Source organism: Photobacterium carnosum (assembly GCF_002849605.1).
Classification (GTDB): Bacteria; Pseudomonadota; Gammaproteobacteria; order Enterobacterales; family Vibrionaceae; genus Photobacterium; species Photobacterium carnosum.
The window spans coordinates 167,541-191,845 of the sequence record NZ_NPIB01000002.1; the positions used below are offsets into that span (position 1 = coordinate 167,541).

Genomic DNA, 24,305 nt, shown 5'->3' on the forward strand with positions numbered 1-24,305 from the left:
AACCTTAAATGTTTAATTATTAACTGCATTTATTGTCACATGACTTTTGGTACGCGCAACCCTGTAATATTTTAAATAGAGGAATGAATAAGGGATTAATTGTAAGTTAATTACCCCCCGTAACATCGTAAGTTAATTACCTCGCCCAATTTCAGGGAATGTCGAGGACGTTACAATAAATCAGACATTGAAATTAACGCACGATCAATTAATGTGAAATTTTTTATCATTGGTATATATGATTCATCGGTCATTAAATTTAATTTTAAGCAAGCATCCTCCCCATTCGACATTACGTTTTCATGTATATTATTCAAAAACTCGTCCTCAATATCTGTACCGAATGAAACAAAATTAGAATCATAAAGAGTGGTATCTGAACCGTTTATCCATGCGTTAGTGTTGTTATATTCGTTAATATCGAAGTTTTCATGGACGCGAGTAAATATAGACAACACGATGTTTAACTTATTTCTGTCATTGTCACTTATAGTTAAAGTGTCAATCATTTCGCTTAATTCAGTACAATGAACTTTTAGACGATCTTTAAAGTTTAACTCAGAACGAACAGGCTCAGAGATAAATAGCGTATTACATTTTGTAGCTACAAGATTGTCGTATAACGATTCGACTATTTCCGTTTCTGTAATGGTTTTACCGTGAGTTTTTATTGCGTTCGGAGCTATTTCTGTAATTGCATTACAGAGAACCTCAATATCTAACTGTTCATTGAGTAGTTGTTTCAATTTTGGAAGTTTTTCAGGCGTTATTTCTATAGCAAAATCATCAACAATAGATTCATCACAATCACTAAATGAATAGTTTAAATACGTTAATCCATAATCGAATATCATGCCAAAAGTGGTCGATTTGTAACTTTGTGCTGCTGTATCTGTGATCATATTATAGAGTTTATTAGATATAGCAGTTGGATAATTGCTTATGTCCATACCTGCTGTTGCAACAAATGATTCAGAGGTCAGCCTTATCGCCATAGCCTCATTACTATCCCCATTTTCATCCTCGCCATCACCAAAACAGTTGTCACTATTATATTCAATATTAAATCCCCATCCGTAATCATTATTTCGTGTATACCAATGATCAATATCATCAGAAAGTTTAATGTCAGAAAAAATATCCTCTGAACGTTTTAAACAAGACTGAGCAGTTTTATTGATACTACCCATTACATCATTAATAAGAACTAATGCCTTATCATCTTGAGTGTCAAGTGAAGCTGTAATGAAGTCGTTGATTTGCTGTTTGTTAATTACATCATTTTTCAATGACCACTTGCACAAATTACCCCAAAAGCCATATTCGGAAGTAACTTCATTACAAATTGGAGCAACATATTCTGCTTCGTCAAATATGCCAATTTTAGCTTTGGCTTGCTCTGACAGGCGTAGTTTTGACTTTACTGCCTTAGCGTAAAACGGAGTCTCAACTTGTTGTAGTGGCATTACATTAGCGGTGGTAGTGCCGTGGTTGGTAGATCCAAAATTCGACTTGAAGTTTTGCATTGTTTGAAATGAGAGTGGATTTTTAATGCTTGCTGATGTTCTTTCCATTGTTGTTCCCCTGCGTTAGATCTTGTGAGTGGATTCTTTTTCTTTTGACTCTCGGCACACGATAGCTGCCAAGAATCTATTTTAGCGAGTAGCTCTAAATCATTTTCTTTCATCGGTTATGATCACCATGATTTCATGTACAAGTATTATTACATGAGTTTTGATGTGCGCTAGTTGTACTAAGGGGGGGCAATATAAGGAGGGGAACTGTCCTTACGGGATTATTGTAAGGACATTACAAAAATTAATTTTGATTGATTATTTGTGCTAATGCTATGAGAGCAGTATTAATTAAACAGATGTTTTTTAATAATGGCTCATAATCATGTTCACTATGCAGATTAAGTTTAAGACAAGCTAATTCACCAGTACATTGATTGTTATCTTGCATATTATCTAAAAAATAATCTTCGGTGCTTGTTCCAAACGAGATAAAATTTGACTCATACAACGAAATATTTGAACCATTAATCCATGCGTTATTATCACCCTCGGCTGAGGCATCATAATTATCAATAACTCGCTGTATGACCATTACGATAGAGTTGAGTTTTTTCTGTTCGCGTTCCGATATGTACCATTTCACATGACGTAAATGACATTTAATCTCTTGGATGTAGGCAGCAAATAACGTTGTAATTGATGAATTGTTTTTGGGTATTTTACGTACATAAAGACTTAGGCATTTAGTTGCGTCTAAATATTCTTGTAATGAACGAAGGGGAAGTTCATCGTGAAAATCTAAACCGTACTTAGCCATTGCCTTTGGTGCTAATTTACTAACCTCGTCCTTAATTTCGTTATATTCAGATGATTCCATAATTTTTGAAAATTCATCAAAATTTTCTTGCGTTATTTCTTTCGCAAAGTCAGTAATAACATCCTCACCAAAATCAGCCAAATCCCAAGCAATGACCCCATAATGCTCAATCATTTCAAAAGTAGACGCTTTATATGCCAACGAAGCTAAATCTGTAAGCATGTTATATAGTGTGTTTGAAATTTTGGGATTACCATTATCTATATCAAACGATAGGGTTCCTACAAAACAATCACTAGCAAGCCTAATCGCCATTCCATCATTTGACTCACCGTTTTCATCACAATCATTACCAAACTCACCCTGTTGAAAAAAGCTAACATTCATCCCCCATTCGCTATCATCAACTTTAAACCATTGAGCCAATACCTCATTAATTTCAATGTCAGAAAAAATAGTCGCTGAACGTTTTAAACAAGACTGGGCGGTTTTATTGATACTACCCATTACATCATTAATAAGAACTAACGCCTTATCATCTTGTTGGCTGTTAATTGGCGAAGAAATGAAGTCGTTGATTTGCTGTTTGTTAATTACATCATTTTTCAATGACCACTTGCACAAATTACCCCAAAAGCCATATTCGGAAGTAACTTCATTACAAATTGGAGCAACATATTCTGCTTCGTCAAATATGCCAATTTTAGCTTTGGCTTGTTCTGATAGGCGTAGTTTTGACTTTACCGCCTTAGCGTAAAACGGAGTCTCAACTTGTTGTAGTGGCATTACATTAGCAGTGGTAGTGTTAAATGCGCCTTTAGCTTTAGGTAAAATTTGAAATGTTGTCATTGTCATTAATCCACAATATTAATAAGTAAAAAAGGCGCAGTAACTCGACTACGCCTTTTCTTTAATTAACCATTCGTTTTTACTGGTGGCATAATAATTGGATAAACAATGCAACCGTTTAGCAATTGTGCATCTTCCTCATAGACCTGAGTGAATCGCAATTGAGGATAATGATTTGCAATAATGCGCACGTTTGTTTGTAAGTCGGCATCTGGTGCAGGAAAGTTAATTTCAGTCATACCAATTTTAAACTTACGTTCAGCTTTTTTAATAGTAGCCATTTTTTGAATCTCCAAGGTTGGCGGTTAAGATTGAGTGTTGTTTTTAGCTGTTAAAGAGGTTGAACATCGAAAAATGAACCTATACTGAAAGCATCATCTGGTGCTGGTGTAGGGGTCTTAATTGCGTTTTCTGGCTCAGATTTAACGTTGGCATTGTCTTTAACTTTAACCGTTGGAGATTCTTGAACGTTATTAATTGGCGTTGTAGGTTTGACTGTTACCTCTGCTGTTTTTGATTTATTCGAACGGTTAGTTACTGGCTTAACTGTAGTAACTGAATTTTTCAACTCAGAGTTATTTAAGATAAACACTTGCGCATAGTCTGCGATTGATTCATTAAAAGCTGCATCAACTTCTGCAACTTGACCACTTATAGCTAACGGAATGGATAGTGCATTACGAAGTTCTACCTGTGCTGAATTTTTAATATCAACAACAGTGTTTGATGTTGGTACTGTTAGAATTACAGAAGCATTATCGCCATTAGTATTTATAGTGATAATTGCGCGTTCAGAGCCAGCATTTTTAAGCAAGTCGCAGATATGTTGTAAGTTCATTTTTATTATCCTGATAAATTCAATAGGAGAGAGGTAACACCCTCTCTCTCGATGTAACTATTTTTACATGGTTTTCTATACGCGCAACTCGTACTATTTAAGTTGTTTAATTAGCGTTTTAGGAGCAAAGTCCGTCCAGTCGTAGTTGAAAGACGATATTTTTTTTGTAATATCTGTTTTTTTCATCTTAAACAACTTATCAAAAGAACCATCACCATTTTGTTGTTCATAAGCTACAGCAAATCCACTTGCACTACACAATTGCTTAATCTGTGCGATGTTATAAATAGATAATCGAGCATCAGTTGGTTGCCACTCATTTTTTGCTAACGTTTTGCTATCATCTGTTTGTGATAGTACGTGAATCATTAAATCTGTCGCATTATTCGCTTCACTTTCATAAGCGAAAAACTCAACGGCACGAGTCATGTGTAATTGAATATCTTTAATTGATAATTTCATACATGTTGCTGTAAGTTGAGTAAGTGACGAATGAGAGCCTAATTCCTTATAACCAGTAGAATGAGCAAGACTCGCTAATGTAAGAGCCATACGAAATTGAGGATCATTACTTAATCGTTTAGCACTAGCAGTACGTAAAACCAGTCGATTATCTTGTTGCTGTCCTGTCGATTGTTTCGCTGTAATTTCATATTCGTTTTTAACATCATCAATCTGTTGCTGTTGTTGTTTAACTACATCATCAACACCTTGATCAATGGTTTTGACGGTATCGTGCATTTCTTTGATAGAACAATCACCGCCTGATAGCATTTCACGATATAAACGAGATTTTTCATCGGCTGCGGCTTTTTGAGCGTTTTCTTTCTCTTTATCTGCCGCTATCTGCAATCGTTCTTCTTCGGCTTCTTTCTCTTGGCGTTTCCGTACACATTGTTTGTAACAGTCGGTGTCGATACATTGGTTAAGCAAGAAATTACCCCACCGCATCGGTCTGTCGTCTACAACATTCACTTTGTTTTCACAGTTTAAGCAGCCTCCGTTATATTGTTGCTCACCCACAGCATCAGTTTTAACTTCAATACGATCTGATTCTGGTTTTACATCCCACAAAATCGTCTTTCCGTACTTTTCTTCGATTGCTGATTTTCGTGTGGTAGCAACCCACTCTTTAGCTTTTTTATCAAAACAAGCAGGGTTTGAACATTTCTGATCTGAATCGTTATCATCACAAAATGCCATTAGTGATAATTGTTCACCCGTATTATGAATACAAGTCGCGCACTCGGTCTTATTGAATGGGGCATTAGCAAGTGGCAGTAAACGTTTTGACGCTCGAATCTTTAACTCTTTGACTGTGTACGTATTTGGATCTTTGATGATTGCATCAAGAGTGATGTTTTGCATTTTTTCATCAAACGTTGATAACACTAACGCATGACCAGCAGTAACAGGAGTTGAGGGATCTGCTAATGCGTCCAGAACAGCTTCGGTGCAACGCTTTAACTGTAAGCGGTCACGAAATACCGCTTCACTAACCCCGAGCGTTAGAGCTGCTTGCTTTAAATCCCCATTGGTAAGCGAATAATAGGACTGAGCAAGATCAGCTTCATCAACAATCGAAATATCAGAACGCTGTTTATTCTCTGCAAGTTGAGCTTCTAACGCCTCTTTGTCGTTGTAGTGAAAAACAACGACTGGTACATTAGAAATACCAAGTTGTATTGCTGCGTTTCTACGACCGTAACCAGCACAAAGTTCAAGGCGGTTTTTATTAAGTGGATTAGGACGAACGGTTAGAGATTGAAGAATGCCCTTTGTTTTAATTGAATCAAGAAACTCCTCGCTACGAGACTCATTACGACGGTGATTTCCACCGATAGATAGATCATCAATGATTGTTGGGTCAACTCGTATAGCAGCACCATTAGCAATCTTAGAAAAGTCAAAATTAGCATCTGTAACAATATTCTTGTTCATCGTTAAATCTCTACATATCCATCAAAATAAGGGAGGACGTTGCCTCGTTCTGTATCTATTTTTACATGCTTTTTGATCTGCGCTAGTGGGTAGGGGAATAGTGTTTTTTGTTGTAGTGTGCTTACAGTAGGTCGTATCAGGGGGTGATACGATTCGTTGGTGCATTACATCGTATCAGGGGTGATACGATTCGTTGGTGCATTACATCGTATCAGGGGGTGATACGATTCGTTGGTGCATTACATCGTATCAGGGGTGATACGATTCGTTGGTGCATTACATCGTATCAGGGGTGATACGATTCGTTGGTGCATTACATCGTATCAGGGGTGATACGATTCGTTGGTGCATTACATCGTATCAGGGGGTGATACGATTCGTTGGTGCATTACATCGTATCAGGGGTGATACGATGTAATAAAAAAGGTCAGACAAATACCCCGACCTTCCTCTGGATGCGTTATATCTTTCATCATTAAAAGGATAAATGATAAGATTAAGAAGGGATTCCACCTTGCACAATCCAATAAATTCCACCAATAATTCATTTAACATCAATGAGTTACGTCAAAAAAAACAAGTAGTGCAAATAAAAAAGGTTGCCTATAGGCAACCTCTCTTCTATTTGTCTTTATCGTTGCGTTCTATTTCATCTTTAAGCTCTTGCTTGATAAATTGCTCAAGCTTATTTGTAAATTCAGCAGATAAACGACTAAATGTATATGTTACTTTTTGTTTTTCTTTTTTGACTTTCGCAAAAGTATTTTTGTCAGCAAATTTTTCAATATCATTAAATTTAATCACAGTTTTTTTTGGTTTTTTCGCTAACAAATATGCTTTGAATGTTTTAATGATTAAATTATAGGGACTATCAAAATCAGGTTTTTTATAATGCTCAGCTATATCAATTTTTAATATCTCAATTTCATCATCTAGCTCATTACGATCTATAGCTTTCTCTTGTGCTTTAATCAGTACATCATAGTCTGCATGAGATAATTCACTAACATCCGTAAATAAAGCAATGATACGTCCATCTACCATCACTGCTTTTAGCGCGCGATTTATTTTAGTACGACTATATCCCAATAATTTAGCTATCGCATCTTGCGTAATACCAGGTTGTTTTTGTTGATATGTTTTGGCCATTTGGCCAATTTCCCAAAGATTATGCTCTTTGGCTGTTTGTAAATCTTTTGCCAGTGCACGAGCATCAGATAAGCTGATCGGTTCATCAGTTACCCATGACTTTAAAAATGGAATTTTACCATTAGAGAGTATGACTCGCTTTCTACGTCTAGAACCATCGGCATAGTCAATTTTACCCTCTTCATTATAATAACCAATGGCAGGATAATGCTGTTGAATCTCCATGGAATCGAGATCTGATAGTGTCACTGTTGTTAACAATGATTGCTCACGTCCATTAATTTCAAAAGTGACTGTCGTTTTTGCTTCAAGATCTTCATAAGGCACATTTATTTCATAAAACGTGCGAGTCTCACCAGATTTTAACGTCCACTGAAATGATTTCTTAGATGTGAAACGATCGCCAAATCGTTCTTGTAACAATTCTAACTGTTGAGATTCAGTTAAAGCAGAAAAATCACTCAAACCCTTTACTGCCGCTTTTATTTTTTGCTGCTCAATATATTCAGGTGTTGCAGCAGATGCAACAATGCTACCTTGACCGCGAGGTTTTGCCATTATTTTGACTCCCATACAGTAACTATGTCTGAGTGTATTTTACTTACAACTGAATACGCATTTGTTACTGCAGATGCAAAGGATGATTTAGTTTTAGGATATTCGCTTTTCGATATATCAAACAACGTACACATATAAGATGAGCACTCACGTACAGCAATAGAGTGCTTAAATTCTGTCGAATACACATGTTCCCCAAAAAACTTATGTATTTTGTTCGCCATTTGAATGTATGCAGTATCTTCTTTATAGTTTGTAATCAACACACGAACAAAATCGTAACCTTTGTGACCTCCGGCTGAGTCCAAAATATCAGCAACTTCATTGATGCACTCAAAATAACCACATGTTGCGTCCATGTCATTTTCTGTTGCGCCAAGAGGGAAAATTACAGCACTTGCCGAATAATATGCATTTAATGTAATGAATGACAACGAAGGAGGGGTGTCAATAATAATAACGTCAAAGTCATCTCTAACAGCATCTATTATGCGTTCAAGTTGTTTATATGGACTATCCAAGTGACCAGCAGCTAATTGTTTATGAAACCAGCCATCAACGCCTCTATCTCGTTGCGATGCAGGACAGATACGCAGATTTGGAATTGATGTCGGTTGAAATGCATCTTTAATTGCATCTACTTCTGTTTCATTATCATCCAGCTCATAACTATTAGTGATTAAATCACCAATAGATAAATGATCATCCGTATTTTGAGTGTAATACATCGTTGCTGTTGATTGGCCATCAAGATCGATCAATCCAATACGATATTCCTCATGATACTCAGTCGCTAAACCACTTGCAGTTGTTACAGCTGTGACTGTTTTACCAACTCCACCTTTTTGATTCTGAATAACAATAACTTGGCATTTTTTATCAGCACGTTCAAATTTATCGTTAAACTTTCTTACATTTGATGGGAATGAATTACGTAAAGAATACACCTCATTAATATCAAGCATCCAAGCTGAATGGTCATGACGTTTTGGATCTATTCCAAGGTGTTGAACATAAGAATCAACTGTACGATGACTAGGATTTTGCAGATAGTCTAGAGTCTCTTGCTTTGTAAATGTTCTGGGCGCTTTTTGATTGCCTTCAAATAATGATGAATTTCGTGCCTCTCTATAAGCACGAGCACCTTCACTTAACTTGCCAAAAACGTCTGTAATTTTACGTGACATGATATAGCTCCAATGTAATGATGAATTTATAGTACCACACTTTAGTAAGTTACCAACAAAAAGTGTGAGTATTGATATAAATCGTGAAAATGTGATTTTAACGAAAACACGCGAAAGTTCCAGGCCGAGGTGAAACCCATTAATTACGAATCAATTGATATTCAGTTTGATACTATCAGAAAAGTACACAAGTACATTGTGGAAGAAATAGATGAAACAAATTTGTTGTCATTAACATACATTTTAAAGCGCCTAATTCGTTGTCCATCATTACTGCCATTCAATAAGAGTTCTGAAGTTCGTAAGGCAATAACGGAAGAATGCAAAGAGAAATTACAGCAATATTTTTAAATTTATCGTAACAGAAAAGCCGGACTAATATTGAGTTCGGCTTTTTTGTCGGCATCATAATAAATCGTAAGTCTCCAACCATGATTATTGTTAATAATATTTTGGTTGCAAATGAAGCGTTACCAATCATTAGTTAATCAATAATGACTACCCATGAATAGTGGACGACTACCCATGAATAGTGGGTTGCTTCACATTCGCATAACGGCTTGCAACCATTGATCAAGATGTTGCTGATTCGATGCTTGTTGTTTTCTGTCTTTTATGTTTTGCTTGTAAATGGGTAATGCCGTTTTGTAGAGTCCGTCGTTATAATTTAAACAATCCATACCATTAATGGCTATTTTAGCTGTGTATTCCATTGGAGGGTTTAAAGAGTTGAGAGCAACAACAAAACTATACAATGAGCTGTTATCCTGCATCTTTTTCATTTCGTTAACTGTTAATGTTTTTAAACATTTACGTCTGATCGTCTGATTTATTGCTGTAAGTGCATTACTACATACAGGGCAAGTTTTACCAGTGGTCTTGATGAATTGAACCTCATTTTTAGACATATCTCTAACAAGGTGTGGTGTCGTCAGTGAACTACATCCACCTAACAATATAGCAATCGATACAGTTAAAATTTTCATTTTTAAACGCTATTCGTTGAAGTTGTAGTAATTGTTAGTTAATGACTAAAAAAATGCAATTAAAAAAGCCTAAGTAATAGCAATAACCGTTACTTAGACTTTAATGTTATCCGTTCCTGAAAGTGCAATTGTAATTAAGCTACTTTTTGTTTCTGTTCTAATTCATCATCCTGAATACCTATAAGTTCACGCTCTACCTCAATAAGACGTTTACGCACACCGATCAATTTATCAAGATAAATAAATTCTTTGCCAATATTTTCATTGGCAGTAACAATGTCTTTCAATGTATCTTCATGAAGTCGTTTGTTAAATTCCAAAGTGGACGTTAGATTATTAAGAATAGACATAACTACATTTATTAGTTTAATTTCGGTTACATCTTGAATTTCAATCGAGTAACTTGTTTTACCTGTAACGTTAACCGTGTATTGATCTCTATTCCAATTAACAGTTTTTTCAAAATTAATATTAAATCCCGCGATAGTTAAAACATTACCACTCTCAACGTCACGAGTTGAGTGACCAGCCTTATAACGGAAATCAAGCCATTTCATAAATAAATGCTCTGATACGTCTTTCTTGTCTTGGAACATAACATTATTAAATGTTGCATTAATTATTTTACTATCAGTATTCTTTGCCTTTTCGTAAGACTGAATATCAGATTCAATATCTTTTAGAGTATTAATAAGTCTGTTTGCTAACGCCTCATTTTTACTCAAACTATCTTGATAGTGGTGTTGTTGTTGAGAATGGCGTTTTTGTTGTGTTTCAAGTTTAGTGATCTCCTTGTTAAGCTGCAAATGCTCAAGAATAAGAACGTTTCCGCTGATTTCTGCCTTGATTTCAGCAAATGTAAGTGAATCGGATGCTATATCTGAAATAGTACGCTCGTCTAATTTTGCTGTTCTAAAAGCCTCGATCCACTTACTTTTATTTTCTAACGTTTGGTATAAGAAGCTATCTAGGCTGTTACGGGTAGCGTAGTAAATAACATTAACTTTAAAGTTTGCAGGATCACTTTCATACAATGTGTTTCCTTGTCTGATAATACGTCCTGCCCTCTGTTCCATATCACTTGGCTTATAAGTTGGGTCGAGCATATGAACGGCAACACCTTTTTTATTGATATTAGCGCCTGTACCTAACAGTGTCGTACTAGCAATAACAACACGTTTAACGCCTGAGTTTAATTGTAAGTGTAATTCTTCTTTTAATAGTGGTGTCCTGTAATCTTGAGCAAAAGCGATCTCATTTTCAGGAATATTTCTGTTTAGTAACTCTTGCTTTAAATCATCATAGATCGAGAAGTTGGAGTTAACGGATTCAATTTGATCAAAACCGATTGTATCTAGTTCGAGCAGTGCCTTTTCATCCCCGTTATCGGCTAATGCCTTTAATTTTATGATTTTGGCTTTAAGTGCTTTTTTATCTTTATTCGGAACACTAAGATCACAAAATACAATTTGAGTTCCTTTTTCCGCGTTGTATTGTGTGTAAAGTTCTTTGACTTTATCAGCACAAGCAATAACTTTACTGTTTGAGTTTACAGGGGCGCTTGAGTCCAGTATACGCATGTCAAGACTTGCACATCGAGCGTGATACATGACGAGTAACATATTATCGTTATTGATTGGTGAATTTCTAAAATCCTTTGCTCTGTCTGCTAATTTATCGATAAAATATTTTTGTGTCTCACATGGATCAACAAAAATTGTTTGTGCCTTACCACCTTTCAACGGTGGGATCATTGGATAACCACCATCTAGGCAAGGTAGGTATTCATTAAGCTCACTTGCCGTTACTGTTTCAGCTATACACCCATACATTGCTGATAATTCAGGTAAATTATTAAACGCTCTAAGTCGTGTTGTCGGTTTAAATCCTGTTCCTGATGGTGATATTTCAAATTCAGAAGTTACGGATGCGTAAAGATTCGCCCATGCATCTAAGTGATGTAATCCCATATTTTTTAGATTTTTATAATCCAAGAAGCGCTGAACCGTAAAAATTTCAGCAATACTATTTGAGATTGGTGTTCCCGTTGAAAATAAAACGCCTGCATGTTCATACTTGTCACTTAAAAATCTAATTTTGCAGTACATATCGAAAGCAAGTTGAGAACCGTTAGAGTTTCCTAAACCACGAACGCCACTTAACGCTACTGTTTGATATTGTAGGTTTTTATAAGATTGTGCTTCATCCGCAATAATTGAGTCGAACAACAAATCCTCAAAATCTAGTTCTGTTGTTTTCGCCTTACGATTAATTAAGGTGTTAAGTTTGAACTCAAGATTTTTTAAAGACGTCTCCATTTTTTTCACATTGAATTTTTTTGATGATAATTTTTCAACTGCGTCTCTAGTTGCCTCTATTTCTTCTTCGAGAATTTCCTTTTCCTTGCTTACTGGTAATGGTATTGCCTTAAATGTTGATTGTGGGATAATGACAATCTTTGAACCTGTCTTGATCTTGTTCAGTGTGCTGATACGATTTTTTGAACTCATATCGTCGGTAGACAATACTAAAAGTTGTTCTGTAGGGTAAAGGTGTAACCACTCTCTCGCTACCTGTTCAACTAGATGATTTGGTATGACAACGGCAGTACGCTTTTTTAATCCTAGTCGGTGCCATTCGTGGCAAGTCGTTGAAAACATGTAAGTTTTGCCTTTATGTGTAAGCTTTTTTTGTTAGCCGTTATACTATCCATTTTAATTAAATTAAAACAGTAGGTTAAGTTTGATTTTTTATTTGTTCTTAACAAAAAACATCAAAAATGTAATGATGTTCCTATATTTATTGAAGTGAAAAGTTGGGCGTTTTTTGAGTTTTATTTTTGCAGACTGAGGTGAGCTAGTTGCTTAAATTATACCAATCTCATTAATGAAGTGGTTATGTTTCAAACATTAGATTCCCTATCGCCCTCGCAGGTATTCGCTGTAGAGAATGACGAAAGAGGTCAAAAATTTATTATGCGTGGTCGTGGTATTGTTGGACTGAAGTGGTGTTTTTTATCTAAATAATCTCTTTTATGATGCTTGTTTTGTTAGTACAAGCATCACTGTCATAATAAATTCTTTAGTAGCCTGTCATAAAGGCAGATATTACACGCTGTTTAAAAGTGCCTAACTCTATTTTACTAATTGATTGTTGTGTAATAGATAAATTAGAATTATTGGTAGCCGTAGAGTTCCATTCAAAGCTAATATTGTCTAAATTTACTATTTGCATTAAATCATTATCATTTAATCTATCTTGTTTTTTATACTTATTGTATTTAAGTTCTTCATTCATTTTTGTTAACGAACATGTATTAGGTATATCTCTTTCAATATTCTCTGAGAATTCAATGAGATTCTGTTCGGCAAATGTAAATAACCACGCTATTTGATTGGGTGCGTCGCTTACTCGCAATATACGACCTAAAACTTGCCGAAAATATAACTCTGTTTTTACAGAACTCATGTGGCAACATACTTGGAGTCTAGGGATATCGGTCCCTTCACTAATCATACCAACACTAACAATCCATTGATTATTATTTTTACGATAACATTCAATTTCAGTTAAAGGATCTTCGTGACGATAAGTAACGATAGAGACGGTTTGGTTGTATTTCTGACATAAAATCTTTTTAATTGTTTGAGCATGTTGTACTGACGACGCAACGACTAAACCTCCAGCATTTGGTGATTGTAAACGAATGCTAGTTAATTTTTTACATGCAATATCAAGTAGATACTCTATTGCTTCTTGGTTATGTATAACACTTCGATAAGACGTTTTTGTTTGTTCTAACATTTCTAAAATAGAAGAAAAGGATTCGACTTGTTTATTATTAGTAATGGATAAATGTTCATTATCAATTAAAACAATTTTTGGTGCCCTACATACATTATCAGCAATGGCTTGTTTTAAGGTGTATTGATAATCAACAATAAGTTTGCCTTCTGGATTTCTATATTCACTCAATACAATTGGTAATGAATCTGAACGCCAAGGCGTTCCAGACATCGCAAGTGTAAATGTCGCTAATTTCTGAATTTTAGTTAATACTTGTTGTCCCCAAGCATTACCTTGTTCGATTTCCGAACCGGAGCAATGATGGATTTCATCAAAAACAACAAAAACCTTATGATTTTGTAATGTATGCCAAAAATCATCATGAATATATTGTATTGATTGATAAGTTAATGATTGTCCAATTGAACCTAATCCACCATTAAAAGTGCAATTGAGTGTTCGTGAAAAAGTCTGTTTTATGCCATCAGAAATAGTAAGTGAAGGAGAGAAGCATAAAATAAGATCAACCATATCTTCTGCTAATAAACGAACTGCTATAGTTGCCGCTAGAACTGTTTTTCCAGCTCCAGGTGTTGCCTGGCAAAAAAAATGATTTTTGTTCGATTTGTATTTATCAAGTGCAAGATCTATACATTCTATTTGCCAAGCTCTTAACATGCTTGTTTGCCTTCTGAGATAACATTGAGAATATTTGATAGTACATTTACTTTTCCAAGTAAGTGCGCCGCACGTTCTTTTGAGTTATCAAGCAATGGAATAACCTTTGATTCTAATTCAGGAAAACGACATCTAAGAGCCTTATATTCTTTAATTTCTCCAAGAACGATCTCTAATTCTCCTTTGTACTGGTTACGTTCAATATTCAAAATGGAATAATCATAAGTAGCTTGTGTATTAGCTTCAATTTCATCTTTTTGGGTCGTTAAAAACGATTTTTTAAAAAGTTCAGTTTGGAAGTAACGCTTCTTTTGTCCAGAGCCTTCACTTCGTAACCAATTATTCTTTTCAAAACGATATATTTGTCGATAAACTTTTTTACGTGCTTCTTCTAAATCTGAGCTAATACCTTCAGTGTTAATAGAGGCATCTCTTAATTCCATTACTGTAAAACCATCAAGAGCATTTTTAATCAATAACTTAGTCATTAAAAGACTGATTTTATTAGAACGTTTCATTTATTACTCGTAAAATAAAAAACTCAGGATTGCTGAGTATACAGAAATCAGTAAAACTAAGAAAATCTTAATAACATTGAGCTTAGAGATATGAACAATAAGTGTCGTTTCAAAACCCACTCCCAGTGCGTCTCAAAGAGGCACGTAAAAAAGCAAAACTCTCCCAAAAGGGATTGGGAGTAAGAATTGGTATGGACGAAAGCTCAGCAAGTTCTCGAATGAATCAGTATGAGAAAGGAAAACATGCACCGGATGTGCAGACTTTAAAGTTAATCGCTGATGAGTTAGGTGTTCCGTTAAATTATTTTTTCTGTGAGGATGATTTATCAGCAAAGCTTGCTCTTGCGATATCAAAATTGTCTGAAAAGCATAAAAATCAATTAGTGGATATCATTGAAAAAATTCAGTTAGATGAGAATTAAAGTTTTTATATTTCGGTGATGAAGTTAATTGATCACTTTAAATGTCATATTGAACCTAGTGACAAAAGGGAAGAGGTAAGTCTTGATTGGTTTACGTACGGGATTAAATAAGTATTAATGAAGTTTTATTTATTTTGTCTGTTTGAAGTGGTTATATAAAAAATTTACCAGTAGATAATAGATTGATTATCTACTGGTAACATCATGTTAATTTACACCTAGCGCTTTATATACAGCATCAATAGGATCGCTATAAAAACTTACTTGGAACTTGGTGAATGTTTCTGCTGGTACAGTTGGAATATCTGCTGCAGAAGCCATTGGAATAAGAATTTTAGTAGCTCCGGCTTCTAATGCTACCTGCATTGAGCCTGCAAGGTCCTGTACTGGATTAATTACGCCACCTAATGTCATAGAGCCAAGCACAACCATAGACTCTTGCATCGGCTTACTAAGCAAGCTGGAACAGTTAGCGATGAGTGACGCTAAACTTGATTTATGTGAGTTACCTGACATTTGTAAATCAACAAAGTGCAGATGAAACTCATGATCTGAATATTGATTATTTGCTGCAATACGTGACAAATTCCCTTTGAAATAATCAAACCCAACTTTTACTTGTTCTTTTGCTTCCATGTCAGAACTAAGACCTGATGTTGTTAATTTTCCATTACCAGCAGTCTTTTGGGTTTCAATGCGATAAACACCTAGTTTACCTGCGGTACCTTGGCTAACAAAGTGGATTACACCTGCATTTGGTGTTCCTGGGGGAATAATTTGAGAACCGCCTTGTTCAGGTACGTTAACAAAGAATTCTTCAAGGGACTCGTTATCAATATATGAAAAATTAACATCGAAAAACTCCATTCCACCAATTTTTTTCAATTGTTCTTTAATTCGACGACGTACTTCTAATGCATAAATAAGACATGTACGTACTTCATTTTTAGTGTATTCACCGTGTGGGACAAGCAGTTTTAGTAGGCCAGATGTTGTTTTACGGACAGCAATAACATCACGTTGGTTTAAGTTATTACCAAGTTTAAAGAACTGATCAATCGCGTCAGCAAAAGCATGTTTACGCATTTCACGCATGTATTCAGCGAGGTAATCAGTGATAAGTCCAAAACGATTCGTGAAAAACTCAGGGCGCATTTTAGGTATTTCCCAGCCAGGGATATAGGCATGGAAGCGATCAAAGAAAGCAGCATCAATCATTTCAGAAGGGAATGGAGCTAATAAATGACTAGTTTTAACCAGCGTCTCAACACTTTGGTTTATATTACCGACGAAAACCATTGATGCTTTGGCTTCAATAGAATCACGGCCACGGCTAAATGAACCAGATGCCATATAATCTTTCATTATTTGGATGCCGTCTTTATCTTTGAAGCGAATACCTGCTACTTCATCAAATGTAACTACATCCCACATACCCACTAAACCAACTTGGCGAGAAGCCATGTTATAGAAAAGGTTTGCAACGGTTGTTTGCCCACCAGATACTAATAGTGAGTTTGGTGAACATTCTTTATAGACGTGAGACTTACCTGTACCTCGCGGACCAAGTTCACAAACGTTATAATTGTTCTCAACGAAAGGGATCATACGCGCTAAAAGATGCCACTTAGCCCGTTGTTCTAAGTTAGTTGGCTCCATCCCAATTGAGCGAAGTAATAAATCAAGCCATTGATCCATTGAAAAATGGCGACGAGCATTAAAGACTTCGTCCATATTCATTGATGGCATTTGAATTGCTTTAAGGCTAAAAATTGAGAAAGGAGATGTTTTCTGTCCTTCTTCAAAAAAGTAGCTAAGTGTAACAATGCACCAAATACCGCCAGTTAGTAGTTTTTCATTTTCTTTGACGATATTGGCAGGAATAACAGCGTCTTTAATACCTAAATTAGATAAACTAGCTTCATAGATATCTTTCTTTTGATTTAGCTTAACTGAAATTTTATCAATGACTTTATGTGTTCCACGCTCACGGATCAGTGACTTTACTTTTTCAGCTTCATCTGGACGAACATAATTGTCTGTTAAGATCTTCTTAACGCGACTCATACCAGCATCAATAAGATCGTTATCCGTTGCAGAACAATACATACCGAGTAAATATTCGAGTACGTAGACAGGGACATTTGCCCCTTCTTTAAGTTGTTTTGTCAGATCTTTGCGTACAACGCGACCTTTAAACTCAGTTGTTATTAGATCATCAAGATCGATATCTTTCACTTCTTTTATCTCTTGCGTAATTTTCTCTTCGTAAGTTTGAAAGATAGAACTATCTTCATTATCAATGCAGTGAGAATGATGATTATCGGTTGTTTTATTATCATTAATCATGAATATGTTCCATTAAAAAAGGTCATCAAAATCATCTTGAATAGCTAAATCGATAGTGACTGAATGTATCGCTAACGGCTCAGCTTGTTCTGTATCCCACATAACTAACTTATAAGGAAGAGTACGATCGAACCCAGTGCCGTTTAACGTTAAAATAATATTGCGTTTACGCTCATCTGAACTTGCTGCAGTAGAGTCAAACATTATTTGTGTTTTGTTTGAAACTATATTTTTTTGTGGGTCTTCGATCCAGATTTGTAAGTTACGTTCTTTATATTGTTCACCAACTGGATTTGTTTGAAGAAATTCAATCTTTTCGCTAAGTGTAACTAATCGCAGGTTACTACTTAAAGGTACAACCCCAACTTTTTGTTTTGCTGTTGTTTTTTGTTTATCTGTTTTTAAATGATTAATACGTAAAACAGGTACACAGATTTCTTGCGGCATAATGCCACCATGAATAAATCGAGCACCGCCTACAAAATTAAATCTATTTGAACCACGAGGAACGATAAATTCAACATTATCACTATTGCTTGAGAGGTTAGCTGTTGTTGCGATATTACCTTTCCAATAGAAGTTATCTTCTGGTAGCTCTTGTCCAATTAAGTAGCGTTTTTTAGCTTCAATTGTACCAACAGGTTTTACAGATAATGCAGTTTTATCTGATTCTGTAACATCACTAGATTTAAATAAAAATCCATGATCTGCCGTAATTAAGATTCTATTGCCGTTAAGCTTATTGATGATCCGTTCAACAAGTAGTCGTATTTCTTCAATCGTAGTAGCACATGCATCAAAAGTTTTATGCTCGCTACCGGCTTTATCACCTGTCATATCGATTTGGTCGTGATAAATATAAACAACCTTAGCATCAGCCACTGCTTTACGGCCTTGTTCATTCGTCCATTCAATAACATCTGAAGCCTTAACTGCAATTCCTTGGTACTTCTCAAGAATAGCATTACGATTTTCAAGACCATGAACACTTAAACCATCTGCTTTATATTTAATGTCTTTACCAATATGAGCAGTTAGTTCTTGGTGTGGAAGTAGGGCGGCCATACCCAACTGGGTATAACTAGGAACAACGCCAAGTTGTGATTTAATAGTAGATTTAAAGCGTTTTTCTTTATTGATCTGCTCATGTATATCATGTGCGACTTCATAACGAAGTGCATCACTGATGATTACAAAGACGCGTTTAATTTGAGTTGATTGGAATATACGCTCGACTTCATTGTTATAGAAATCGTATTGATTAAATACACCATTGATCTTCCAATGATCTAGCAGTTTTTCACTATCGACAAGCTTGCCCCAAACGATAGCAAGATCATGTAAGTACCAATTGACATAAAGCTTTTCAATATCATCAACTAAGCCGAGAGTTTTGAAAATATCAGAACCTTGGTGGGCTATTTGGTTCGCATTTTCACAGAAATTACGATAAGCCATATCGAATAAAAATAGGTCATTTTCATAAGCTTTATATAGATCTTTAGCTGATTCATAATTAAAGCCGTCAATATACTTTTCTTTTAACGAATAGAATTGCTTAGCAGCTTTGATCGCGAGATACACATTACCGTATTTTGTGTCGACATTACTTAAGTTAGTTTGGCACCAATGTGTTTTTAATCGATGTGAAATTAAGTTATTTAAGTCTTCACTATCCAATGTTGAAATCTGCTTGATTAAGGATATCGATAGCTGTTTATCTGCAAATTCGAACGTTTCAACTAAATGTAGTTTTTTAGGATCTTGAATTTGTTTTAGTTTATCAGCAATTTCGTAATCAGTTTCGATCTGATGTGCTAATTCATTATAGCTATTTTGATACGTACGACTTTCACGGTATTGGATAACAAAGTTTACCACGTGAGCACGTCTTGCAGAGTTCATTCCCACACGCTCGGCGGTATAGCCAGCTTCAAGCTGCTCAAGGGTTGGCATCGGTAATAGGTGAGAAGTGAATCGACTTATCACATCATCACTTTTAGCACAGCCACTATTAATAAGTGATTGATAACACTCAGTGAATAATAGTTTTACTGTAAGATCTTGTAATGAGGGTTCTTTTGGAGAGTCTTCATCATTTGATTCAATGATATAGCCCAATTCATGATAAACAAATGACCAGAATGCATCGGTTAAGTTGAATTTATTTAATTCAGCGAGTAACTCTTGTGATCCGAAATTATCTGCCAGTTGTGCGAGTAGTGTTTGTAAGATATTGCTAAATGTAGGTGTATCAATTTTTAATACGGCAGCAATTAATGCAAGCTCAAGTTCTTGCTCACCAGCTGACGGAGGAAGAATTTTTTTCAGACGAGTAACGCGCTGCTTATTCGCAAAAAACGTTTTGTATTTGCTAATGACAGGGCGGAACTCCATGTTCATACCAATATCATTAAGGATCATTGAGCTGTTATCGGCATAGAATTGTTGCGCATAAAGCCTAATATCGTATAACCAATCTCGCGTAGGCTCATTGGGCTGGCGATTGCTATACAATAAAAAGGCTGTTTCTGGTTCTAGCAACTCAATACGATGCTTAACTTCAAGATGTGACAGCGCATCTAAGCTAATTACTTGAGTATCAGTGTATGGTGTTTCTAGTGCTAGATTTTCAATAAGTTCATTGAACTCACAGTCTGTATCTTGCCAAAAGACAATACGATTTTTTTTAAATTTGGCTAGAAGGCCGCTAATGATTTGATCGTTATTCATTGTAGTTTTGCATCGCCTATCAGAATGGCTGAATTAAAGTGGTAAACTGAGTAAGTTTACCACTTTGATAAATGAAAATCGCGGTTGAGTTACCATGTACCAGTTCATGAAAAGAGCGGTATTAGGTTGAAAACTACTCTTTTATTTTAACTTATTGATTCACTAAAAAATCCAAATGTAATAATTTAGCTTTGAATTGATCATCGCCTAATTTTATTTGCCACCGCTCTTCCATAAAGTCGAATAGGTCTAAACCTCGAGTAAAGATATGTTCTGGCAACCACTCATCTTGTTGAGCTATTTCATTTTCAGATGCTGAACCGTTGTAATAACCAACGCCATTTCCGTTATTCTTTTTATCGTTAAAAGGATCATTTTGTAAACTAGCGTTTTTTTCTCGGCTTAAAGGCACTAAATTACCTAAAGAATGGGTAAGGTAACTAGTTTGTATCTTATCTAAATGATTAAAACGTTTTTGCCAGTATTCGTTACTACAATTTTGAGGGAAAATATGCTCAATAGTTATATTATCTTTTTTTGTAGCTTTAAGATCTGACCATATTAGTTTATGAACTGATTGTTTTCCACGGCTAGTAAGCCATTGATCATATTCATATAAAAAATAACGTAGGCCATCCCATTTAAAGAAACCACCGTGATCAAGTTCGTATTTTTCTGATATATGGTACATAAACTTTTCTGGGTCATAGTAGTAGTGTACCCAGCTATCAATATTATCAACTGCAGTATTAATATGTATATCTTTCGTGACTAAGTCTCTTGCCATTGAGAAAAATTCTGTATCACCAGTATTAGAACGTCGACGACTTAAAGAGAAAAGTGAAAAATTGTAACGCTCTGCTGCAATAAGTAATTTATTAATATCTTCGATAGTTTGTTTTGATACGAAAGCAGCTAATATTAACGGCTTGAATGATCTAAAACTTAATCGTTCAAGACGATTTAGAAGTTGTTTATTCAGTTCGTTATCGTAATCTGTTAGTGAAAAGTATGGATTGTGGATATAGAACCAATGACGAATCGATTCTTGCAAGCTCGTAACATAGTCACTGATATCATCAACAGTAATTTGATCATTTTGCTTTTTAGGATGTGTTACATTTCGCGCAGTAAATTTGTCATTAAGTAAGTATTTAATATAATCATCGCCTTTATTGCGAGTATATTTAAAGTACATTGTCCAGTGGTTACGCAAAAATAGATTTTCATCTAGTGGTGCATCTGGGTTTTTACCCAAATATTCATACATTGTTTTCCATGCACTATTTACTTTGTTACGAAGAACAGCATGTCCTTCGTGATTATGAAATAGTGTAGAAAGATAAATAAGACGGTTTTTTAATAATTCTAAGCTTGTTAGTGGTTTACCACGGTTATTCATTGTTTCAAATGTAACAAAAACATCGATTTCTTCATCAATTTCATACAGATTAAACTTTAATTTTTGAGTTAATTTTTTATATATTAATGCTATCTCATCAGACGTATGTTGAGATAATTGGTTTAAAAAGTATTTTTTTGCGGCAATTAAGTTCTGTGTATATAACGTTTCTTGATGTTGGTTGCTATGAGAATGCTCCTTAAAGATCGCTGTTTTTAAATATTCGTCACTAGGGTTATCTTTTTCGTAGCCAAAAATAAAACTTTCACGTTGTCTATCATCAGCTTTAAACAGAATATATTTTTGTCTAATGCTATCTAAAGATTGATAATTAAGTTGTACGCTTGGGTCTATAGATTCAATGATAGCTTGAATCAAGATCATAGATGTTGTTAAACGTTGTTGACCATCAACGACATAAAAGGGTTTATAACCCATCCCATCAATAATCCATTCATCTTGCTCCCATTTTCTCCATAAGATTGAAGTAACGGGTTCAAGTGTAATAACGCCAGTATAGTGGACTCGTTCAGGATCTAATTGGACAATGTCTTCCCAAAAGTCAACAAGTTGCTGTTTAGACCAAGCATAACCTCGTTGATAATCTGGAATTCGCAGAATTCGTCGTTCACAAATATCACTTAAACTTTGTAGCTTCATTGATAGGCTCCGAACCATTACCCGCTGGGTATGTTTGAATGTGAGTTATAGTAAAGGATTATGAGAGTATTAATTCTTTTCTAGTTAACAGTATCACGTTCGGAATGTGTGTAAGTATATGATTATTAATAATTCAAATTGAGGTCACAGTTAAATCTTAAATTTATGAAAACATGATGCTTAATTAAATTTCTGTAGAAAAGAGCAGTAAAAAAACTGCTCAATAAACAAACATTAATTGGCGTGTGTTACGAAGCTTTTTTGATAAGGATACTCACGTTTTGCTAACCATGATTCGTAGCTATTCTTACCATATTTAGTGCAAGAGGATTTTCCTAGAATGACAGAACCAAGATGATAGTCTTTATATTGATGAATTAAGCAGCCGCAGTTAGGAAGATCACAGATATCATCATCACTCGAATAGCATAGTGTTTCATTTGTTTTCCAAGAGTAGGTGAAAAACGTGGTTTTGAATTTAGGGTTACAGCCACATATTGCTCTTAGTGTTGGCACTGAAGATGTATCGGCATAATAAATATCGATTCCCATATCAGCAATAGTCTCTTCTGGATGCCAATGACAGCGTACTGCTTGTAATGTTTCATTTGCTTTAAGTAAATCTAAAATAAAACGTTTCTGTCTTGGGGATATTATTGTAATGAGTTCTAACAAATATTTGATGTTTGTTGTATCAAGATCTTGTTTTTGTACTGTTTGCTGAATGATAAAATCAGCTAAATAGTGAGGGAATAACGCAGTACTATTTTTTTTAATTAACTCTGAAATAATGGGAATCAATAAACTATTTTGTTTAGTGATCAGCATTTTTAATAAATATTCTTGATCTGTTTTAGAACATAGTTTGAGCAACAATGGTATTACGTTTATATTTGCAGCATAGACAATTAACGCAGTGTTAATCGTTAGTTGTGTGTGTGCATTGTCTTTTGATGACAAGAAATAATCATAAAGTGATGAAAAATAACATACATTGGGTGGTGTGTTTAATTTTAGATAATTCAATTGTAAATCAATAGGATGGTATTTTTTAGGATCAAAAACACCATCAATTGATAGCTCAATCATATCCTCATTTAATTTGTCAGTATGGGTGTAAACTCCTATTAATACTTCATTTCCATCAGTAAATGAGCTGTATTGAGTTCCTTTACGTCTGCCTACACCAATTACAGATTTCACATCAATATCGATACCATTAATATTGTAGTCTTGGGGGGAAAATTGATTGGTTTCATTATAATCCAGTACAGGTAATTTATACTGATTTGCCCACCGCTCAACGAAATATTCAGCATAGGTATAAGCTATGGTGTTGTGGCGATCCCATCCCTTATCTGGATTACCAATTTGTTTTAATCGGTATTGAAGTTGTTTTTCTTTTGCTACTGATAAAAAGTCATCATAAGTAAATATAAGTTGCTCATTGTGAACGTTAATATCTGCTTTCTGTTTAGGTTCAAAGGAAATGACTTTTTGCTCTTGGAGCAACTTGATTGATAAAGCCGCTTGTTTGATATGTTTTTTGGGGGTGTTAGTAATTACGTCCCCAAGTTCATTCCATAAAGATTCAATACGATATTTAGTTTTAGCGCCTTCTTTTTTGCAAGAAACCTCTGCCCATAATGAAGTCCCAAAAGATGGTGTATTTGTAAGGATATTTTTAGTGATGCGGTGTGGTACAAAAATATCTTCTGAAATAGTTGAACTACAAAATGTAGCAAATCCAAAACCTCGATCTTTAGCGAATAAACCAAAGTTGGATGCAAGTTTTATTTCAAATAAATTCGTTTGCTGTTCAAAAAGCTGTTCGATAGGTAAGTTGATTGATGAAGGGGGTAGAGCTGGTGATTGAGAACGAGTGATCATATTACATATTCCCTATTGAATATGA

The 24,305-nt window shown here is 35.1% G+C and carries 17 protein-coding genes; 1 reads left to right on the forward strand and 16 read right to left on the reverse strand.

Translation table 11 applies throughout. From position 1 onward, the window contains the following. Positions 1–170: 170 nt before the first annotated feature. From CIK00_RS03550 to CIK00_RS03605, 12 genes are all read right to left on the reverse strand, one after another. A complete protein-coding gene (locus CIK00_RS03550; RefSeq protein ID WP_101767559.1) occupies positions 171–1,466 on the reverse strand; it encodes a hypothetical protein in 1,296 nt (431 codons plus the stop codon). Further along, the gene (locus CIK00_RS03555; RefSeq protein ID WP_101767560.1) at positions 1,466–1,687 is read right to left on the reverse strand and encodes a hypothetical protein; all 222 of its coding nucleotides are present in this window, start codon (positions 1,685–1,687) and stop codon (positions 1,466–1,468) included. The genes CIK00_RS03550 and CIK00_RS03555 overlap by 1 nt, the downstream gene beginning before the upstream one ends. A 131-nt stretch (positions 1,688–1,818) precedes the next feature. After that, positions 1,819–3,183 carry a hypothetical protein gene (locus CIK00_RS03560; RefSeq protein ID WP_101767561.1) on the reverse strand — a complete coding sequence of 455 codons (1,365 nt, stop codon included), beginning with the start codon at positions 3,181–3,183 and terminating at the stop codon, positions 1,819–1,821. A 65-nt stretch (positions 3,184–3,248) separates the two neighbouring features. Beyond that, positions 3,249–3,464, reverse strand: coding sequence for a hypothetical protein (locus CIK00_RS03565; RefSeq protein WP_101767562.1), 216 nt, complete (start codon positions 3,462–3,464; stop codon positions 3,249–3,251). Positions 3,465–3,514: 50 nt separating this feature from the next. Then, on the reverse strand, positions 3,515–4,021 hold the full coding sequence (locus CIK00_RS03570; protein WP_101767563.1) for a hypothetical protein: 507 nt from the start codon (positions 4,019–4,021) through the stop codon (positions 3,515–3,517). A gap of 93 nt (positions 4,022–4,114) precedes the next feature. Further along, positions 4,115–5,962, reverse strand: coding sequence for a ParB/RepB/Spo0J family partition protein (locus CIK00_RS03575; RefSeq protein ID WP_101767564.1), 1,848 nt, complete (start codon positions 5,960–5,962; stop codon positions 4,115–4,117). A 621-nt stretch (positions 5,963–6,583) separates the two neighbouring features. Further along, positions 6,584–7,669: a ParB family protein gene (locus tag CIK00_RS03580; protein WP_167388505.1), complete on the reverse strand. Its 1,086-nt coding sequence runs from the start codon at positions 7,667–7,669 to the stop codon at positions 6,584–6,586. After that, complete coding sequence (locus CIK00_RS03585) at positions 7,669–8,859, reverse strand: ParA family protein (protein ID WP_373322872.1); 1,191 nt, start codon at positions 8,857–8,859, stop codon at positions 7,669–7,671. Before CIK00_RS03585 ends, CIK00_RS03580 begins: the two co-directional genes overlap by 1 nt. 539 nt (positions 8,860–9,398) lie before the next feature. Then, entirely contained in the window at positions 9,399–9,842 is a 444-nt protein-coding gene (locus CIK00_RS03590) for a hypothetical protein (RefSeq protein ID WP_101767567.1), read from the reverse strand. A gap of 134 nt (positions 9,843–9,976) precedes the next feature. Beyond that, the gene (locus CIK00_RS03595) at positions 9,977–12,502 is read right to left on the reverse strand and encodes a hypothetical protein (RefSeq protein WP_101767568.1); all 2,526 of its coding nucleotides are present in this window, start codon (positions 12,500–12,502) and stop codon (positions 9,977–9,979) included. A 421-nt stretch (positions 12,503–12,923) separates the two neighbouring features. Further along, positions 12,924–14,306 carry a DEAD/DEAH box helicase gene (locus tag CIK00_RS03600; protein ID WP_101767569.1) on the reverse strand — a complete coding sequence of 461 codons (1,383 nt, stop codon included), beginning with the start codon at positions 14,304–14,306 and terminating at the stop codon, positions 12,924–12,926. Beyond that, entirely contained in the window at positions 14,300–14,824 is a 525-nt protein-coding gene (locus CIK00_RS03605; protein WP_101767570.1) for a hypothetical protein, read from the reverse strand. The genes CIK00_RS03600 and CIK00_RS03605 overlap by 7 nt, the downstream gene beginning before the upstream one ends. 101 nt (positions 14,825–14,925) lie before the next feature. Here CIK00_RS03605 and CIK00_RS03610 point away from each other — a divergent pair, with 101 nt between their 5' ends. Next, positions 14,926–15,246, forward strand: a complete 321-nt coding sequence (locus tag CIK00_RS03610) for a helix-turn-helix domain-containing protein (protein WP_101767571.1) — start codon at positions 14,926–14,928, stop codon at positions 15,244–15,246. Positions 15,247–15,453: 207 nt separating this feature from the next. On the opposite strand, the gene brxL is transcribed toward CIK00_RS03610, so the two are convergent. The 4 genes from brxL to CIK00_RS03630 all read right to left on the reverse strand — a co-directional run bounded on the left by brxL (position 15,454) and on the right by CIK00_RS03630 (position 24,280). Next, positions 15,454–17,493, reverse strand: coding sequence for a protease Lon-related BREX system protein BrxL (gene brxL / locus CIK00_RS03615; protein ID WP_202820796.1), 2,040 nt, complete (start codon positions 17,491–17,493; stop codon positions 15,454–15,456). Positions 17,494–17,607: 114 nt separating this feature from the next. After that, the gene (gene pglZ, locus CIK00_RS03620; RefSeq protein WP_101767572.1) at positions 17,608–20,328 is read right to left on the reverse strand and encodes a BREX-1 system phosphatase PglZ type A; all 2,721 of its coding nucleotides are present in this window, start codon (positions 20,326–20,328) and stop codon (positions 17,608–17,610) included. A gap of 151 nt (positions 20,329–20,479) precedes the next feature. Then, positions 20,480–22,390 carry a DUF262 domain-containing protein gene (locus CIK00_RS03625; protein ID WP_101767573.1) on the reverse strand — a complete coding sequence of 637 codons (1,911 nt, stop codon included), beginning with the start codon at positions 22,388–22,390 and terminating at the stop codon, positions 20,480–20,482. Positions 22,391–22,624: 234 nt separating this feature from the next. Then, the gene (locus CIK00_RS03630; RefSeq protein WP_101767574.1) at positions 22,625–24,280 is read right to left on the reverse strand and encodes a hypothetical protein; all 1,656 of its coding nucleotides are present in this window, start codon (positions 24,278–24,280) and stop codon (positions 22,625–22,627) included. Positions 24,281–24,305: the final 25 nt, after the last annotated feature.

Coding starts and splice junctions, on each gene's coding strand:
- pglZ (WP_101767572.1), bottom strand. CDS start 20,328: ATGAATAACGATCAAATCATTAGCGGCCTTCTAGCCAAATTTAAAAAA.
- CIK00_RS03630 (WP_101767574.1), bottom strand. CDS start 24,280: ATGATCACTCGTTCTCAATCACCAGCTCTACCCCCTTCATCAATCAAC.
- CIK00_RS03595 (WP_101767568.1), bottom strand. CDS start 12,502: ATGTTTTCAACGACTTGCCACGAATGGCACCGACTAGGATTAAAAAAG.
- CIK00_RS03590 (WP_101767567.1), bottom strand. CDS start 9,842: ATGAAAATTTTAACTGTATCGATTGCTATATTGTTAGGTGGATGTAGT.
- CIK00_RS03560 (WP_101767561.1), bottom strand. CDS start 3,183: ATGACAACATTTCAAATTTTACCTAAAGCTAAAGGCGCATTTAACACT.
- CIK00_RS03555 (WP_101767560.1), bottom strand. CDS start 1,687: ATGAAAGAAAATGATTTAGAGCTACTCGCTAAAATAGATTCTTGGCAG.
- CIK00_RS03570 (WP_101767563.1), bottom strand. CDS start 4,021: ATGAACTTACAACATATCTGCGACTTGCTTAAAAATGCTGGCTCTGAA.
- CIK00_RS03600 (WP_101767569.1), bottom strand. CDS start 14,306: ATGTTAAGAGCTTGGCAAATAGAATGTATAGATCTTGCACTTGATAAA.
- CIK00_RS03565 (WP_101767562.1), bottom strand. CDS start 3,464: ATGGCTACTATTAAAAAAGCTGAACGTAAGTTTAAAATTGGTATGACT.
- CIK00_RS03575 (WP_101767564.1), bottom strand. CDS start 5,962: ATGAACAAGAATATTGTTACAGATGCTAATTTTGACTTTTCTAAGATT.
- CIK00_RS03625 (WP_101767573.1), bottom strand. CDS start 22,390: ATGAAGCTACAAAGTTTAAGTGATATTTGTGAACGACGAATTCTGCGA.
- CIK00_RS03605 (WP_101767570.1), bottom strand. CDS start 14,824: ATGAAACGTTCTAATAAAATCAGTCTTTTAATGACTAAGTTATTGATT.
- CIK00_RS03580 (WP_167388505.1), bottom strand. CDS start 7,669: ATGGCAAAACCTCGCGGTCAAGGTAGCATTGTTGCATCTGCTGCAACA.
- CIK00_RS03550 (WP_101767559.1), bottom strand. CDS start 1,466: ATGCCACTACAACAAGTTGAGACTCCGTTTTACGCTAAGGCAGTAAAG.